The sequence below is a fragment of the Ruegeria sp. YTSC230 genome, from assembly GCF_059609665.1.
The window spans coordinates 321,672-336,892 of record NZ_JBXWMC010000003.1; the positions used below are offsets into that span (position 1 = coordinate 321,672).

17 protein-coding genes and 1 riboswitch are annotated in these 15,221 nt (G+C 58.3%); of the genes, 4 read left to right on the forward strand and 13 right to left on the reverse strand.

All coding sequences use genetic code 11. The features are described 5' to 3' along the window. Positions 1 to 21: 21 nt before the first annotated feature. The 12 genes from AC2FD9_RS08665 to dnaK form a co-directional block, all read right to left on the reverse strand. Positions 22 to 756 (reverse strand): ABC transporter permease, encoded by a 735-nt coding sequence (locus AC2FD9_RS08665; RefSeq protein WP_496836386.1) that lies wholly within the window; start codon positions 754 to 756, stop codon positions 22 to 24. After that, positions 753 to 1,481 carry an ABC transporter ATP-binding protein gene (locus tag AC2FD9_RS08670; RefSeq protein WP_496836387.1) on the reverse strand — a complete coding sequence of 243 codons (729 nt, stop codon included), beginning with the start codon at positions 1,479 to 1,481 and terminating at the stop codon, positions 753 to 755. Before AC2FD9_RS08670 ends, AC2FD9_RS08665 begins: the two co-directional genes overlap by 4 nt. Next, the gene (gene tenA / locus AC2FD9_RS08675; protein WP_496836388.1) at positions 1,478 to 2,152 is read right to left on the reverse strand and encodes a thiaminase II; all 675 of its coding nucleotides are present in this window, start codon (positions 2,150 to 2,152) and stop codon (positions 1,478 to 1,480) included. The genes AC2FD9_RS08670 and tenA overlap by 4 nt, the downstream gene beginning before the upstream one ends. Next, entirely contained in the window at positions 2,149 to 3,084 is a 936-nt protein-coding gene (locus AC2FD9_RS08680; protein ID WP_496836390.1) for an ABC transporter substrate-binding protein, read from the reverse strand. The genes tenA and AC2FD9_RS08680 overlap by 4 nt, the downstream gene beginning before the upstream one ends. Positions 3,085 to 3,104: 20 nt before the next feature. Then, positions 3,105 to 4,067, reverse strand: a complete 963-nt coding sequence (locus AC2FD9_RS08685) for a HesA/MoeB/ThiF family protein (RefSeq protein ID WP_496836392.1) — start codon at positions 4,065 to 4,067, stop codon at positions 3,105 to 3,107. Continuing rightward, positions 4,064 to 4,660 (reverse strand): thiamine phosphate synthase, encoded by a 597-nt coding sequence (locus AC2FD9_RS08690; RefSeq protein ID WP_496836394.1) that lies wholly within the window; start codon positions 4,658 to 4,660, stop codon positions 4,064 to 4,066. Before AC2FD9_RS08690 ends, AC2FD9_RS08685 begins: the two co-directional genes overlap by 4 nt. Beyond that, a complete protein-coding gene (locus AC2FD9_RS08695) occupies positions 4,657 to 5,421 on the reverse strand; it encodes a thiazole synthase (RefSeq protein ID WP_282170616.1) in 765 nt (254 codons plus the stop codon). Before AC2FD9_RS08695 ends, AC2FD9_RS08690 begins: the two co-directional genes overlap by 4 nt. Before the next feature lie 3 nt (positions 5,422 to 5,424). Then, positions 5,425 to 5,619, reverse strand: a complete 195-nt coding sequence (thiS, locus tag AC2FD9_RS08700; RefSeq protein ID WP_282119763.1) for a sulfur carrier protein ThiS — start codon at positions 5,617 to 5,619, stop codon at positions 5,425 to 5,427. Next, complete coding sequence (locus AC2FD9_RS08705; RefSeq protein ID WP_496836396.1) at positions 5,603 to 6,580, reverse strand: FAD-dependent oxidoreductase; 978 nt, start codon at positions 6,578 to 6,580, stop codon at positions 5,603 to 5,605. Before AC2FD9_RS08705 ends, thiS begins: the two co-directional genes overlap by 17 nt. Further along, a complete protein-coding gene (thiD, locus tag AC2FD9_RS08710) occupies positions 6,577 to 7,380 on the reverse strand; it encodes a bifunctional hydroxymethylpyrimidine kinase/phosphomethylpyrimidine kinase (protein WP_496836398.1) in 804 nt (267 codons plus the stop codon). Before thiD ends, AC2FD9_RS08705 begins: the two co-directional genes overlap by 4 nt. Positions 7,381 to 7,425: 45 nt before the next feature. Continuing rightward, positions 7,426 to 7,531: riboswitch (TPP riboswitch) on the reverse strand. A gap of 129 nt (positions 7,532 to 7,660) precedes the next feature. After that, positions 7,661 to 8,815 carry a molecular chaperone DnaJ gene (dnaJ, locus tag AC2FD9_RS08715; protein ID WP_282119766.1) on the reverse strand — a complete coding sequence of 385 codons (1,155 nt, stop codon included), beginning with the start codon at positions 8,813 to 8,815 and terminating at the stop codon, positions 7,661 to 7,663. A gap of 74 nt (positions 8,816 to 8,889) precedes the next feature. Further along, positions 8,890 to 10,800: a molecular chaperone DnaK gene (dnaK, locus tag AC2FD9_RS08720; RefSeq protein ID WP_058275103.1), complete on the reverse strand. Its 1,911-nt coding sequence runs from the start codon at positions 10,798 to 10,800 to the stop codon at positions 8,890 to 8,892. 212 nt (positions 10,801 to 11,012) lie between these two features. Between dnaK and AC2FD9_RS08725 the strand changes: the two genes are divergently transcribed. Next, positions 11,013 to 11,615 (forward strand): alpha-ketoglutarate-dependent dioxygenase AlkB family protein, encoded by a 603-nt coding sequence (locus AC2FD9_RS08725; protein ID WP_282170612.1) that lies wholly within the window; start codon positions 11,013 to 11,015, stop codon positions 11,613 to 11,615. Here the strand turns inward: AC2FD9_RS08725 and AC2FD9_RS08730 are convergent. Beyond that, positions 11,612 to 12,433, reverse strand: coding sequence for an ABC transporter permease (locus AC2FD9_RS08730; RefSeq protein WP_496736646.1), 822 nt, complete (start codon positions 12,431 to 12,433; stop codon positions 11,612 to 11,614). The genes AC2FD9_RS08725 and AC2FD9_RS08730 overlap by 4 nt on opposite strands. A gap of 123 nt (positions 12,434 to 12,556) precedes the next feature. Here AC2FD9_RS08730 and cysQ point away from each other — a divergent pair, with 123 nt between their 5' ends. The 3 genes from cysQ to galE all read left to right on the forward strand — a co-directional run bounded on the left by cysQ (position 12,557) and on the right by galE (position 15,206). Further along, the gene (gene cysQ / locus AC2FD9_RS08735; RefSeq protein WP_282119769.1) at positions 12,557 to 13,354 is read left to right on the forward strand and encodes a 3'(2'),5'-bisphosphate nucleotidase CysQ; all 798 of its coding nucleotides are present in this window, start codon (positions 12,557 to 12,559) and stop codon (positions 13,352 to 13,354) included. Next, positions 13,354 to 14,154, forward strand: a complete 801-nt coding sequence (locus tag AC2FD9_RS08740) for a 3-deoxy-manno-octulosonate cytidylyltransferase (protein ID WP_472722525.1) — start codon at positions 13,354 to 13,356, stop codon at positions 14,152 to 14,154. The genes cysQ and AC2FD9_RS08740 overlap by 1 nt, the downstream gene beginning before the upstream one ends. A gap of 68 nt (positions 14,155 to 14,222) precedes the next feature. After that, complete coding sequence (gene galE / locus AC2FD9_RS08745; RefSeq protein WP_496836401.1) at positions 14,223 to 15,206, forward strand: UDP-glucose 4-epimerase GalE; 984 nt, start codon at positions 14,223 to 14,225, stop codon at positions 15,204 to 15,206. Positions 15,207 to 15,221 lie beyond the last annotated feature (15 nt).

Consider the following 15,221-nt stretch of genomic DNA (forward strand, 5'->3'; position numbering starts at 1 on the left):
GCAGAATCGGTTTCTGAATGGTTAACGCATCTCACCCGCAATGCCTGCAGTTGCCCGTCGGACAACCATGTGCAACAGGATCGAAAACACCCCCAACGTCAGCATCGCCGCAAACATCAAATCGGTTTTGGCCCGCCCATTGGCTAGCAGCATTAGGTACCCCAATCCTTGCGACGACCCGACCCATTCGCCGATCACCGCTCCGATCGGGGCATAGACGGCCGCCAGCCGCATGCCCGAAGCCAATGAGGGCAAAGCTGCGGGGATACGGATGTGCCACAACACGGCGCGCCGACTTGCCTGCATGGTTCGCGCCAGATCAAGATATCCGGGCGGCGTGCGCATCAACCCGTCGAAGAAGGATGAGGTGATCGGGAAATAGATGATCAACACCGCCATCGCGACCTTGGACCACAGCCCATAGCCCAACCAAAGGGTCAGCAAAGGAGCCAGAGCAAAGACCGGGAGCGCCTGCGTAAAAACCAGCATCGGCTGCACCAGCACCCGCGCAGCATGGGAATTTGCCAATTGCAGCGCGGTAACGACCCCCAATACAGTCCCACAGGCCAGGCCGATTATGACCTCAACGGCCGTGACCCATGTGTGTTCAGCAATGATCCAGCGGTTTTGCCACCAGGTCTCAGCCACCAAAGCGGGGCCCGGAAGGATGAATTTCGGAAGGCCGGTTGCCGAGACGATTGCCTGCCAGATTGCCAACGCGAACAGAGTGGCGGCAAGGCCCGACAGCAGTTTCATGCCGCCGCCTCCCGCAACAGCCGCAGTAGCGCACCTTGCGTTTCCAGCGTTTCCAGATCATCCACCTTGCGCGGGGCCGGTGCATGTGGGGGCTGGCAAGGCGTTATGCCATTCTGCGTCATGACCACGATGGATTGACCTAACCGGGCAGCCTCGCCCGGATCATGGGTGACCAGCAGAACGGTCCGGTCCTGTAACGCTTCGGCCGCAAGGTCCTGCATATCCGCGCGGGTGCGGGCGTCCAGCGCCGAGAACGGCTCATCCAAAAGAACGATGGGCCGATCTTCCATCAACGTGCGGGCCAGAGCCACGCGTTGACGTTGGCCACCAGAGAGTTCGCCTGGCTTCTTGCCCATATGGTCCTGCAGGTGCATCCGTTCGATCAGTCGGTCACAACGGGTCAAGTCCGGCTTTTCTCCGCGAAGCCGCGCGCCCAGCGTGACGTTTTGCGCCACGGTGGCCCAAGGCAGCAGCAGATCGTCCTGTGCCATGTAGGCTACCCGCTCCCGCACAGATTGCCCGTCACTGGCGGTAATCTGACCGGTGAACTCTGCGCCGGTGTCCAAGCTAGCAATCAGGCGCAGAATGGTGGTTTTGCCAACCCCCGATCCACCCAGTAAACACGTCCACCGCCCGGCCGCTAGCGTCAGGGTCAACGGCGCGAACAATAACGCGTCGCCAATTGCGGCCGAACCACGGATGGTTAGATCGGGGGCTAGGGTCATGGGGTCAGGCCCATTTGCCAGAAATTGACCTCCAACTCGGTCGCGGTACGGAAGGTGTGGCACAGCCGGGTCCAACGCGGGGATGCTTCGAAATCCTCGCCAATACGCCTTGTTAGAGCCGAATCCAGCAATTCCCCGACCGCCACGCAGGCACCTTGGTAGTCATCGCTGGCATAGGTGGCGATCCAATCGCGATAGGTGTCAGACGTCGCCTCAGCCGCTAGTCTTGTGCCAATCTCACCATAGCCCATCACACAAGGTACCAAAGCCGCCAGCAGGTCCAGCAGATCGCCGCTATACCCAGCCTCAAGCACGAAACGCGTATATGCGAGATTCTCGGCCCGCTCCGGCGTCGCAAAAAGCTGGTTCTGTGAGATGCCTTCGACCTCGCAGATCCCGATATGCAGCTTCATCTCTTCGCTGATCAACCCGTTCACGGTGCGCGAGGCTGCCAGCATTTCCTCATGCGTTTCCGACTTCACAACCGCCAGTGCCCATGCGCGAGAGAAATGAATCAGGAACACATAGTCTTGCCGCAAATAGTGCAGAAACGCCGCGCGCGGCAGCGAGCCGTCCTTCATCCCTTCGACAAAAGCGTGGCAGGTGTAATCCTGCCACGGCCCCTGCGCTGCCTCACGCATCAGCGCGAATGCTTTGCCATAGTCGCTCATTGCACGGTCACATCTACTGAAATGTCGCTGACTGGATTGATGCTGTCGATCATGCCGCTGTCTTTCAGGAACGCTTCGAAACGGGCATAGCGACCCGCATCAAAACCCGCCGGGCGCAGCGCGAAACGGGGCAGTGTATCAACCCATGCACGCGCGTTCAGCTCATCCTGCAATTCGGGTGAGGTGGCGGCGAAGATTTCCCAGCTTTTTTCGGGGTTGTTGACGATGAACTGGGTCGCCTTTTCGGTCGCAGCCAGGAAACGGGCGACCTTATCCGCATCCATCGTGTCGGGATTGGCGACATAGATCAGCTCATCATAAGACGGTACGCCTTCTTCCTCGATGTAGAAACAGCGGCCCGCGACGCCTTCGATATCCATCTGGTTCAGCTCAAAGTTCCGGAAGGCCCCGATCACCGCATCCACCTGACCGGTCATCAGCGATGGCGACAGCGAGAAGTTGACGTTGACCATCTCAATATCGTCCAGCGCGACATCATGGGCGTTCAGCATGGCGCCCAGCACCGCCTCTTCGACACCCGCGACCGAGAAGCCGATTTTTTTGCCCTTGAGGTCGGCGAGCGATTTGATCGGACCGTCCTGTAGCACCAGCAGGCAGTTCAACGGCGTCGCGACCAAGGTGCCGACGCGCTTCAGCGGCAAACCCTCATGGATTTGCAGGTGAAGTTGCGGCTGGTAGGACACCGCCAGATCAGCCTGACCGGCGGCAACCAGACGCGGAGGGGCCGATGGGTCGGCGGGTGGCACAATCTCAATCTCCAACCCCTCGTCGGCAAAGTATCCATTCTCTTGCGCCACGATGATGGGCCCGTGGTCGGGGTTAACGAACCAGTCCAGCAGAACGGTCATCTTGTCTTCGGCCCAGGCTGGCGCGGCGGCCAGCAGGGCAATTGCTGTCATCAGCTTTTTCATATCTCGCGTATCCTTTTCGTTCACGAGGTTGAGGCCGCGACGAGAACGATCTCGCCCGGCCAATCCGGTTGCAATTTTTCGGCAGTACGCCACGCACGCAGACCAGTGGCGCAGCACAGTGCCAGCCTTTTTCCATTATTAGGCTCTGATATAACCAATTCAGAGGACCCGCGGAGCGCTTTGGGATGAATGGGCTCAGGCGCCTCATCCGGGCTGCGCAATTCGATGATCAGATCATCCGTGGTCAGTTGGCAGGCCGACACAAACGGGAAGTGATGGCTGGGCTCGGGCGCATCGTCAAAGCGAAACGTGCTGCTTCGCATCGTGCGGGCATCGAACTGAATCATCTGCCCGAGTGGCGAAGGGTCCAGCCCGAGAATAACGCTCAGCGCCATTTGCGCTTGCATCGCGCCAATCATTCCGACGACCGGGCCCAACACTCCCGAGGTGGCACAGCTTTCACCGCTGCCCGGCGCGTCGGGAAAAACCGCCCGCAAAGATGGGGCACCGCCGCAGAAACCGCCGACATAACCCGACAACCCTAGGACCGAGGCGCTTATCAGCGGTTTGCCAAGCGCGCGACACGTATCCGACAGCGTATAGCTTGCCGCATAGCTGTCTGCGCAATCGAGGATGACATCGACTTGTGAGGCAAATCGTTGCGAATTTAGGTTAGTTAGAGCCTGATTTTTCGTGGAGATCGTAATTTCAGAGTTTAAGGCCTGACAACGCTCAGCCGCGACTTCGGCTTTGGGGCGGCCACAGTCCCCTTCAGCAAACAAGGTCTGGCGATGGAGGTTCGACAGGGCCACTTCATCGGAATCCATGATGGTCAAATGTCCGACCCCTGCACCAGCCAGCAGAGGCAAAACCGGTGCTGCCAGCCCCCCGGCCCCCACCACAAGAACCCGCGCGCCGGACAGGCGGGCCTGTCCACGCGCGCCGACCTCCGGCAGGATCATCTGACGGGCGTAGCGGCTCATGTGGTGACCTCGATCCACGCACGTACGCGGGCTTCTGGGTCTGCATTCAAGGTGATGTCTGTCACGACTGAGACAATGTCCGCCCCGGCCTGCAACACACCCGGCACGCGCTCGACACTCATCCCGCCAATACCGACCAAAGGGACTTCCCCCACGCGCGCTTTCCATTCAGTGACACGCGGCAGGCCCTGTTGTTTCCATTTCATCTTTTTCAGGATCGTTGGGTAGACCGGCCCAAGCGCAACATAGTCGGGGCTCATGGCCAGAACACGCTCAAGCTCGTCATCGTCATGGGTCGAGACACCCAGTTTCAGCCCTGCGCGTCGGATCGCCTTCAGATCTGCGTCATCCAGATCCTCTTGTCCCAAATGAATCCAGTCGCAGCCTGCGTCGATGGCAACCTGCCAATGGTCATTCACCACCAGAACAGCCCCATTCGCACGGCACAGATCCCGCGAAACCGCGATCTGTTCACGCACGACCGCATCCGCTTGGTCCTTGATCCGCAACTGCACCAGTTTCACGCCCAAGGGCAGCATCCGGCGCAGCCAGTCGGAATGGTTGAAGATTGGATAAAACCGGTCGAGGTTCATGACAAAAACGCCTTTCCAATAACAGGGGTCGAGGGTTCGGCCATATCGCGCGCTTCGATCGGGTCGGCCTGATAGGCCAATCGCCCGGCCTCGATGGCCAGCTTCATCGCCTTGGCCATTGCGGCGGGATCGCCGGCCCGTGCCACCGCGGTGTTCAGCAGAACGGCATCATACCCAAGCTCCATCGCATGTGCGGCGTGGCTGGGCAGGCCGATACCAGCGTCAATCACCAGTGGTATTTCGGGAAACTCAGCGCGCATTGCGCGCAGGGCGTATTCATTGTTCAGACCGCGGCCCGAACCAATCGGGGCCCCCCAAGGCATCAGAACTTCACACCCTGCCGCCAAAAGGCGCTCACCCACGATCAGGTCGTCCGTGGTGTACGGAAACACCTCGAACCCGTCTTCGCTCAGAATGCGCGCGGCCTCGACCAATTGGAACACGTCGGGCTGCAGGCTGTCGGTATGCCCGATCAGTTCCAGCTTGATCCATTTGGTGTCAAACACCTCTCGCGCCATATGAGCGGTGGTCACAGCCTCTTTCACCGTATGGCAACCTGCTGTGTTGGGCAGGACAAGAACGCTCAGATCGCGGACCATCTGCCAGAAGGTTTGTCCTGCGCCTGCTTCGCGTCGCAAAGATACGGTGGCCACCCCGGCCCCGCTGTCCCGAAATGCCTGTTCCAAGATTGCAGGGCTTGGATATTGCGCGGTGCCCAGCATCAACGGGTTCGGCAGTGATGTGCCGTAGAAGGTCTTCATCGCTCAGCCCCCCTGCATCGGGGCGACGACTTCGATCCGATCGCCATCCTTGATATTGCGAGCTTTGCGCAGGCTTGAGGGCACAAAACCCTCGTTCACAGCCGTCGCCACCCGGCCCGAAAACCCACATTCCTGCAAAAGATCGGCAAGAGTTTCGGCCTGCACCTCGCGCTTTTCGCCATTAAGTACAATCTTCATCAACCATCTCCGAATGTTTGTTGTCCAACGCCAGGTCAGCCACGCCCTTTGCCAGTGCAGGGGCCAGCAGGTAGCCGTGGCGGTAGAGGCCGTTGGCGTAGATTGTCGGTCCCAGTCGCCGAATACGCGGCAGGTTGTCGGGGAAAGCGGGGCGCAGATCGACACCGATTTCCAACACTTCAGCCTCTCCAAAGGCGGGGTTCAGGGCGTAGGCTGCGCTCAGCAACTCAAGCATCGAGCGTGCGGTAATTCGGCTGCTGTCCTCGGATTCGATCATTGTTGCGCCCAGCATGTAGACGCCGTCGCCGCGTGGAACGATATACAGCGGCACGCGTGGATGAAGCAGTCGTATAGGCCGGGTCAGTGTCACGTCTGGGCACCGGATCACCAGCATCTCACCCTTCACGCCGCGCAAGTCCTGCAGATACTCGCGCGCGTGCAGACCTCGGCAATCAATGGCGTTGTCCAATCCCGTCGGAGCGCGCGCATGATGTAATTCAACACCGTGATCCTGAAGCTGGTGTGACAGATCCAGTAAGGCCTGACGCGGGTTCAAATAGGCCTCGGCATCAAAGTAGAGACCCTTTCCGAAACCGTGAAGATAAGGCTCTAATTCGGCGATTTCGCCAGTATCAACTTCGGAAAACCCCTCAGTTCTGCGGGCGAAACGACGCAGATCCGGCAGGTCCCGTGGGTTAGCAACAACCAGTGTGCCGCGCCTGTGGACCTGAGTTCGCTTGGCCCACCAGTCGATTGCCAATTGCCCCAGACGCAGGACAGGTTCCTCCGCGTTTTCATACTCGCACCACGGTGCCAACATTCCGCCCGCCCACCAGGAGCAGCCATGCGGCCCTGGTCCACCGCCGGGATCAAACACCTGAACCTTGGCCCCGCGCGCGACAAGTTCGGACGCGACGGCCAACCCGGCCACACCTGCCCCTATGATCGACCAGACGGTCACGCGGGCCAAACCTGATGGAAGTGATGAACAGGTCCGTGACCTTGCCCGACGTTTAAAGCATCGGCCTGAGCGATGGCGCCCTGCAGATAGTCATGTGCTTGCGCCACGGCTTGGGTTAGCGAAAGGCTCTTGGCCAACCCGGCCGCTATGGATGAGGACAGGGTGCAGCCGGTTCCGTGGGTGTTGCGGGTCTGTCGGCGCGGCGCTTGAAACTGAGCAATCACGCCCGAACGTGAGATCAATATGTCATGGCAGATGTCACCCTTGCCGTGACCGCCCTTCATCAGAACCGCACCAGCGCCAAGTGCACACAGATCTTGCCCTTGTGCGATCATCTGTTCGAGGCTGTCCGCAGACTCAGAGCCCAGCAGGCAGGCTGCTTCGGGCAGGTTTGGCGTTAACACGGTCGCGCGTGGCAACAATACGTCGCGCAGGGTTTGCACCGCCTCTTCTGCCAACAACGCATCGCCGGATTTCGCAATCATGACCGGATCCAAAACTACCGGCCCATCAAATTCGGCGATACTGTCTGCGACACATTGGATGATCTGAGGGGTCGCCAGCATTCCAATCTTGATCGCGCCAACATCCAAGTCGGTCAGAACAGCCTCGATCTGGGCTGCAATGACGTCCAGAGGGATGCCATGCACCGCCGTAACTGCGCGAGTATTCTGCGCCGTCACTGCGGTAATCACGCTGGCCCCGTAAACGCCAAGCGCGGACATCGCCTTGAGGTCAGCCTGAATTCCAGCCCCTCCGCCGCTGTCAGATCCTGCGATTGTTAAGGCAATGGGTGCCATGTCGTTGCTCCAGTTCAAAATGGGCAACGGGCATGGAAAACGTCTAAGCACTATAAGACCGTTCCCTACGCCGGTATTGCCCGGATCAGGTTCGATGGGTTAGCGCGTTCACGCCTCTCAGCCCCCAAACAGGGCACCCCAACGGTTGGGGCGACACTCTCAGGGGATGGTGGGGGAATCAAGGGCCAATTTTGGTGCAGATTACGATCAAACTGGACTTATGAAATGCAAAAGCCGGCCTCAACGGACCGGCTTCTGTTTGATGTTCAGGTGTGCAGGTTCAGCCCTTCATACCGTCCCAAAATGACTTGACTGACGAGAAAAAGCTTTTTGATTCCGGATGGTTATCTTCGCCCAGATCGTCGAACTCACGCAGAAGCTCTTTTTGACGGCTGGTCAGATTGACCGGGGTTTCGACGGCCAGTTCGATGAACATATCGCCAACGCCACCGCCGCGAAGGGCGGGCATGCCTTTGCTGCGCAAGCGCATCTGACGTCCTGACTGACTGCCAGCCGGAATTTGCACGCGACCACGGCCACCGTCGATGGTGGGCACTTCGATCGAACCGCCCAGCGCTGCCTTAGCCATGCTGACCGGAACGCGGCAATACAGGTTTACGCTGTCGCGCTCGAACAGCTTGTGGTCCGAAACTTCGACAAAAATATACAGGTCGCCCGGAGGACCACCGCGCATCCCGGCCTCACCTTCGCCCGCAAGACGGATGCGTGTGCCGGTTTCGACACCAGCTGGAATGTTGACCGACAGCGCGCGTTCTTTTTCGACGCGCCCGGCGCCGCCGCATGATTTACAGGGGTTCTTGATAATTTGACCCAGACCCGAACAAGTCGGACACGACCGTTCAACTGTGAAAAAGCCCTGTTGCGCCCGCACTTTTCCCATGCCCGAACAGGTCGGGCAGGTTGTGGGCTCAACCCCGCCTTCCGCACCCGAGCCGTCACAGGCCGAGCAGGCCACGGCAGCAGGCACGTTGATCGTCTTTTGCAGGCCAGAGAATGCTTCTTCCAAGCTTACACGCAGGTTGTAACGCAGGTCTGACCCGCGCGCGGCCCGTCGACCACCCCCGGTAGCACCGCGCTGACCACCCATAAAATCGCCGAACAGGTCATCGAACACGTCCGAGAAGGCACTGGAGAAATCGCCCTGTCCGCCAAATCCGCCGCCGGGACGGCCACCGCCGCCCATACCGTTTTCAAACGCGGCATGACCAAAACGGTCATACGCGGCCTTTTTTTCGGCATCGCGCAAGACGTCGTAAGCTTCGTTCGCTTCTTTGAACTGAGCCTCGGAATCCGGGTTGTCCTTGTTGCGGTCGGGATGCAATTCCTTGGCTTTCGTGCGAAAGCCCTTCTTGATCTCGTCCGCTGATGCGCCCTTGGACACGCCGAGCACATCATAGTAGTCGCGTTTTGACATCAGTATTTCCTTCTGCCGCAACGTAATCGGGCCGGCCCGGTGACCGGACCGGCCCGAATTGGCCCGGTTTCCCGTTACTTACGCTTTTCGTCGTCAAGATCTTCGAATTCGGCATCGACGATATCGTCTTCACCAGCCGGAGCGGCATCCGCCGCCGCTGGCTCATCCTCGGTCTCTTCAGACTGCGCCTTGTAGATGGCTTCGCCCAGCTTCATGGCGGCTTCGGTCACGTTCTGAATGCCTGACTTGATCTTGTCGGCATTCTCGGTTTCCAGCTCGTCCTTCAGCGCGACAATCGCCAGCTCGATGGCTTCGATGGTGGTCGGGTCGACCTTGTCGGCATGCTCTTCCATCGACTTCTCGGTCGAGTGGATGAGGCTTTCCGCCTGGTTCTTCGCCTCGATCAGCTCGCGGCGTTCCTTGTCCGCCTCGGCGTTCTCTTCGGCGTCCTTGACCATCTTGTCGATATCTTCGTCCGACAGACCACCCGATGCCTGGATGGTGATCTTCTGCTCTTTGCCGGTACCTTTGTCCTTGGCCGAAACCGAGACAATGCCGTTGGCGTCGATGTCAAAAGTCACCTCGATCTGAGGCATGCCGCGCGGTGCGGGCGGGATATCTTCAAGGTTGAACTGACCCAGGATCTTGTTATCCGCAGCCATTTCGCGCTCACCCTGGAAACAGCGGATGGTCACAGCGTTCTGGTTGTCCTCGGCGGTCGAGAAGACCTGAGACTTTTTCGTCGGGATCGTGGTGTTACGGTCGATAAGACGAGTGAACACGCCACCCAACGTCTCGATACCCAGCGAAAGCGGGGTTACGTCCAGCAGAACCACGTCTTTGACGTCGCCTTGCAGAACGCCGGCCTGAATGGCGGCACCCATGGCAACAACTTCGTCCGGGTTCACGCCTTTGTGGGGCTCTTTGCCAAAGAATTTGGTGACCTCTTCGATCACCTTCGGCATGCGGGTCATACCACCGACCAGAACAACCTCATCAATGTCGCCTGCCGACAGACCGGCATCTTTCAATGCGGCCTGACAGGGTTTCATCGACTTCTTGATCAGATCGCCGACCAGCGATTCCAGCTTGGCACGGGTCAGTTTCATGACCATGTGCAGCGGCTGACCGTTGGCGCCCATCGAGATGAACGGCTGGTTGATCTCGGTCTGCGAGGTCGAGGACAGTTCGATCTTGGCTTTTTCCGCGGCTTCTTTCAGACGCTGCAGGGCCATCTTGTCGCTGGACAGATCGACACCGTGTTCCTTTTTGAACTCATCCGCCAGGTAGTTGACGATGCGCATGTCAAAGTCTTCACCACCCAGGAAGGTGTCGCCGTTGGTCGATTTGACCTCGAACAGTCCGTCGTCGATTTCCAGAATGGTCACGTCGAACGTACCACCACCAAGGTCATAGACCGCGATGGTTTGGGTTTCTTCTTTGTCCAGACCATAGGCCAGCGCAGCCGCTGTCGGTTCGTTGATGATCCGCAGCACTTCCAGACCGGCGATTTTGCCTGCGTCTTTGGTGGCCTGACGCTGTGCGTCGTTGAAATATGCCGGAACGGTAATGACCGCCTGTGTGACTTCTTCACCCAGATAGCTCTCGGCGGTTTCCTTCATCTTGCCTAGAGTGAAGGCCGAAATCTGGCTTGGAGAGTATTTTTCACCGCGGGCTTCCACCCACGCGTCACCGTTGCCGCCATCCACGATGGCGTACGGCACCATTTTCTTGTCCTTCTGGACTTCTGCATCATCCACACGACGACCGATCAGACGCTTGACGCCAAAGATCGTGTTGTCGGGGTTGGTGACCGCCTGACGTTTTGCAGGCTGACCGACCAGACGCTCATCTTCGGTGAAGGCGACGATCGAAGGCGTGGTCCGCGCCCCTTCTGCGTTTTCAATGACCTTTGGCTGAGAGCCGTCCATGATGGCTACACACGAGTTGGTGGTGCCGAGGTCAATACCGATTACTTTTCCCATATGTTCAATCCCTTTCTCTTCAAGGCGATGTCTCGAGGTCCGGACCCGTTATGGCATCCGGTCCCGATCTGGTTTGCGCAACAGCACTACACCATCGCGCGTCCCGGCGTATATAAGGGCGAGATCAGAGGCCTGCAAGCGGTGTAAAAGGCAGGTTTTCGGGAATCTGCGGCCTTTTTGACAAGGTTTTGGCAAGGATTGGGGAATCTTCAATGGCGCGGCTGCTCTTGCGCGGATTTGACATCAGAAAAGCCTATCTGGACGTTGCGGCACAAACGCAACTGATTGAGGCGTTGCGCCCGATTCTGAAATCGGCGCCGCTGTTCCGGCCGGTTACGCCCTCGGGCAAGGAAATGTCGGTGCGCATGACCTCAGCCGGAGCGTTTGGTTGGGTCACTGACAAAGGGGGCTACCGATATCAGGCGCAGCACCCTAAAGGAATGGTGTGGCCCGACATTCCTGATACGATACTGGGCATCTGGCGCAAGCTTGCCAGCACCCAACGCGATCCGGATTGCTGTCTGATCAACTATTACGGCGAAGGTGCGCGCATGGGGCTGCATCAAGACAAGGACGAGGCCGATTTTTCCTGGCCTGTCCTGTCGATATCCCTGGGCGACGATGCCCTTTTCCGCATCGGAAACGAAACCCGGGGCGGCAAGACCGAGTCGATCTGGCTGAACTCCGGCGACGTCGTGGTTATGGGCGGCCCCGCCCGCCTGACCTATCACGGGGTAGACCGCATCCGTTTCGGTTCATCCAAGCTGTTGCCCAAAGGTGGGCGGATCAACCTGACCCTACGGGTGGCGAGTTAGCGGCGCGCCCCCCAACTGGCCGACACATGCTGGCGGGTGTAAAAAATCCCCAGCAATCCAATTGTCAGCAAGGCCAGCCCAACCCAAAGCGCGTATTCCCAACTGGAGTTTCGCGGATAGTAGTTACGAAAGACAAAGCCACGGCATTGGTCAATTATGTGAAACAACGGGTTCCAGGCAAAGAAACTCAGCAAGAAGCCACCCAGCGCATTCCCTACAACCATTTTGCCCGAAAAAATCATGTTCATGCGTCGGTACAAGTTTCTGAGAATATCAGAAGTCCCGGGGAACCACGGTTTGAGCGCCATGAAAACAACACCCACCGCACATCCCGTAAACCAGGCCAGGATCAGCATATAGAACGCGCCGCCGGGCTCTTGGATCTCCAGCGGCTCAATTATGACGCTGTAGGCGAAGAGGATCACAAGGATCGAAACCAATTGCGTATAAAGCGATCCGAAGGCGGTCGCCAACAATGCGACCATCATATTCATCGGAGAGTGCAGCATCATCGGGTTGTTTCCTGTAGCCACGCCAGCGACGGTCGAGACGGCTTTGATGTGAGTCAGGAACAGAAAGACACCTGATAAGAGAAACAGGATAAAGTTACCCCGGATCTTGGCCACTCGTGTGCCCAACATCGACAAGATCAGATAAAAAACGGTCACAAGTGCGAGAATTTGCACGATATTGATGATGATCGCGATCACGGCATTCGCGTGTTTTGATCGTATCCCGTGCACAACCGCATGATAGATAAGCTCAGCGGTCGTGAAAGCGCTGCCCAAAAGCGTCTGTTTTCGCTTAAAATAAAACACTCAGTACACTCTTTCCCGCTGAACTGCCTGCAAACTGCCACGAAATTCTTGCCGTTCCGTAACCGCCGCATCATAAGGCCCACAAGGATTTCGATCAACAAACTACAGCAACGGAGCATTTTTGTGACCTACGACGCCCTTATTCCCGTAATCAGACGTCTGGCGCTGGAAGCCGGGGACACGATCATGCAGATCTACGAGTCGGATGATTTCGACGTCAAAGTCAAATCCGACGCCAGCCCCGTGACCGAAGCGGACGAGGCAGCCGATGCCCTGATATCGGCAGGCTTGCGCGCCGCGTTCCCGGATATTCTGCTGGTGACCGAAGAACAGGCCGCATCACATTCCGAAAAAGGCGACACATTCCTGATCGTCGATCCGCTGGACGGCACCAAAGAATTCATTAACCGGCGCGGTGATTTCACGGTGAACATCGCATTGGTCGAAAACGGAGTGCCAACTCGGGGCGTTGTGTATGCACCGGCCAAGGGGCGCATGTTCTACACGCAAGCAGACGGTCAATCGGTTGAAGAAACCGGCGCGCTGAACAAGGCACAGGCCGGTGACGTAACCCCGATTTCGGTGTCTGAACCAAACAATTCGGCACTTTTGATCGTCGCGTCAAAATCACACCGCGATCAGGCGACCGAAGATTACATCAACAAATATCAGGTCAAGGACAGCAAAAGCGCGGGCTCGTCCCTGAAATTCTGTCTGGTCGCAACAGGGGAAGCGGACCTCTATCCCCGCGTCGGGCGCACGATGGAGTGGGACACAGCCGCCGGTCACGCCGTTTTGGCGGGTGCGGGCGGCAAGGTTGTTCGTTTCGATGACCACTCGTCATTGACCTACGGCAAGGACGGCTATGCAAACCCGTTCTTTATCGCCTACGCTCCGGGCGTTGACCTGAAGGAGGCCTGATGTCCGTATTGATTGCCATCCCCGCCCGCTATGCCTCGACCCGCTACCCTGGCAAGCCGCTGGTTCCGCTGACCGGGGCAAGCGGTAACGCGATGACCCTGATCGAACGATCGTGGCGCGCCGCCTGTTCTGTGTCAGGTGTGGACAAGGTGGTTGTCGCCACCGATGACGACCGAATCCGCGACGTGGCCGAGCGGTTCGGGGCCGAGGTGGTAATGACATCCGAGACCTGCGGTAACGGCACCGAGCGCTGCGCCGAGGCCCATACTGCTCTGGGCGCGGGCTATGAGATCGTGGTGAACCTGCAAGGGGATGCACCACTGACACCACATTGGTTTGTCGAAGACCTGATCGCCGGTCTGCGCGCCGCGCCCGATGCCGGGGTCGCAACGCCAGTTCTGCGTTGTGACGGAGATGCTTTGAACAGCCTGCTGAATGATCGAAAAAACGGACGGGTCGGCGGCACAACAGCCGTATTTGCCACCGATCACAGCGCAATGTATTTCTCGAAAGAAGTCGTGCCTTTTACTGCCGAAACTTTTGCTGGCCCCGAACCGACACCGGTGTTTCACCATGTCGGCGTCTACGCCTATCGCCCCGATGCGCTGTCAGCCTATCCAACCTGGCCAGTGGGACCTTTGGAGCAATTGGAAGGGCTGGAACAGCTGCGCTTCATGGAAAATGGTCGCAAGGTTCTGTGCGTTGAGGTGGAGGCGAAGGGCCGCCAATTCTGGGAATTGAACAACCCACAAGATGTGCCGAAACTCGAAGAGATGATGGCCGCTATGGGGTTGGATTGACCCATTTTCACCTTAACCCCTTGCAAGACGGCGTCTAACCGGGCGTGGCACCGCAATTTGGAACGATCATGAAAAATATTCTTGTCACTGGCGGTGCCGGGTACATTGGATCTCATGCCTGTAAGGCGCTTTCTCAAGCCGGTTACACGCCTGTGACCTTCGACAATCTCGTTACCGGCTGGCAGGACGCGGTGAAGTTTGGTCCGTTCGAACAGGGCGATCTGCTGGATCGTGCTCGACTGGATGAGGTGTTCGCCAAATACGAACCCGTGGCCATAATGCACTTTGCTGCCCTCAGCCAAGTGGGTGAGGCCATGTCCGAGCCCGGCAAATACTGGTCCAATAACGTGACCGGTTCGCTGAATTTGATCGAAGCCACGGTGGCCGCCGGATGTGAGAACTTTGTATTCTCGTCCACCTGCGCCACCTATGGCGAGCATGACAATGTGGTGCTGGACGAAGACACGCCGCAACTGCCGCTGAACGCATACGGCGCCTCAAAACGTGCCATCGAAGATATCCTGCGCGATTTCAAGGCCGCGCACGGGCTGAACCACGTGATCTTTCGGTATTTCAACGTGGCCGGTGCCGATCCCGATGGCGAGGTGGGCGAGTTCCACCGCCCGGAAACCCACCTTGTGCCGCTGATGCTGGACGCCATCGACGGCAAGCGCGACGGGCTGACTGTTTTTGGGACGGACTACGAAACACCAGACGGCACCTGCATCCGCGATTATGTGCATGTTTGCGATCTGGTCGATGCCCACGTTTTGGGATTGAACTGGTTGGAACAAGGCAAAGACAGCCGCGTCTTCAACCTGGGCACCGGCTCTGGTTTCTCGGTGATGGAGGTGATCAGCCACTCCAACGCCGTCACCAACCGCGACGTGCCCTATTCGATTGGACCGCGCCGGGCTGGGGATTGCACAAAGTTGGTTTCTGGTTCTGTGCGCGCTGGCGAGGAACTTGGCTGGTCGCCCAAAAGGTCCTCGTTAGAGACGATGATTGCCGATGCATGGCGCTGGCATCAGAACGGCCATTACGAAAAATGAGCTTATTGTGACTGG

What these genes read in the sequence shown, in the direction of transcription:
- AC2FD9_RS08665 (WP_496836386.1), bottom strand. Translation starts at nt 756, where the DNA reads ATGAAACTGCTGTCGGGCCTTGCCGCCACTCTGTTCGCGTTGGCAATC.
- AC2FD9_RS08670 (WP_496836387.1), bottom strand. Translation starts at nt 1,481, where the DNA reads ATGACCCTAGCCCCCGATCTAACCATCCGTGGTTCGGCCGCAATTGGC.
- tenA (WP_496836388.1), bottom strand. Translation starts at nt 2,152, where the DNA reads ATGAGCGACTATGGCAAAGCATTCGCGCTGATGCGTGAGGCAGCGCAG.
- AC2FD9_RS08680 (WP_496836390.1), bottom strand. Translation starts at nt 3,084, where the DNA reads ATGAAAAAGCTGATGACAGCAATTGCCCTGCTGGCCGCCGCGCCAGCC.
- AC2FD9_RS08685 (WP_496836392.1), bottom strand. Translation starts at nt 4,067, where the DNA reads ATGAGCCGCTACGCCCGTCAGATGATCCTGCCGGAGGTCGGCGCGCGT.
- AC2FD9_RS08690 (WP_496836394.1), bottom strand. Translation starts at nt 4,660, where the DNA reads ATGAACCTCGACCGGTTTTATCCAATCTTCAACCATTCCGACTGGCTG.
- AC2FD9_RS08695 (WP_282170616.1), bottom strand. Translation starts at nt 5,421, where the DNA reads ATGAAGACCTTCTACGGCACATCACTGCCGAACCCGTTGATGCTGGGC.
- thiS (WP_282119763.1), bottom strand. Translation starts at nt 5,619, where the DNA reads ATGAAGATTGTACTTAATGGCGAAAAGCGCGAGGTGCAGGCCGAAACT.
- thiD (WP_496836398.1), bottom strand. Translation starts at nt 7,380, where the DNA reads ATGGCACCCATTGCCTTAACAATCGCAGGATCTGACAGCGGCGGAGGG.
- dnaJ (WP_282119766.1), bottom strand. Translation starts at nt 8,815, where the DNA reads ATGTCAAAACGCGACTACTATGATGTGCTCGGCGTGTCCAAGGGCGCA.
- dnaK (WP_058275103.1), bottom strand. Translation starts at nt 10,800, where the DNA reads ATGGGAAAAGTAATCGGTATTGACCTCGGCACCACCAACTCGTGTGTA.
- AC2FD9_RS08725 (WP_282170612.1), top strand. Translation starts at nt 11,013, where the DNA reads ATGGCGCGGCTGCTCTTGCGCGGATTTGACATCAGAAAAGCCTATCTG.
- AC2FD9_RS08740 (WP_472722525.1), top strand. Translation starts at nt 13,354, where the DNA reads ATGTCCGTATTGATTGCCATCCCCGCCCGCTATGCCTCGACCCGCTAC.
- galE (WP_496836401.1), top strand. Translation starts at nt 14,223, where the DNA reads ATGAAAAATATTCTTGTCACTGGCGGTGCCGGGTACATTGGATCTCAT.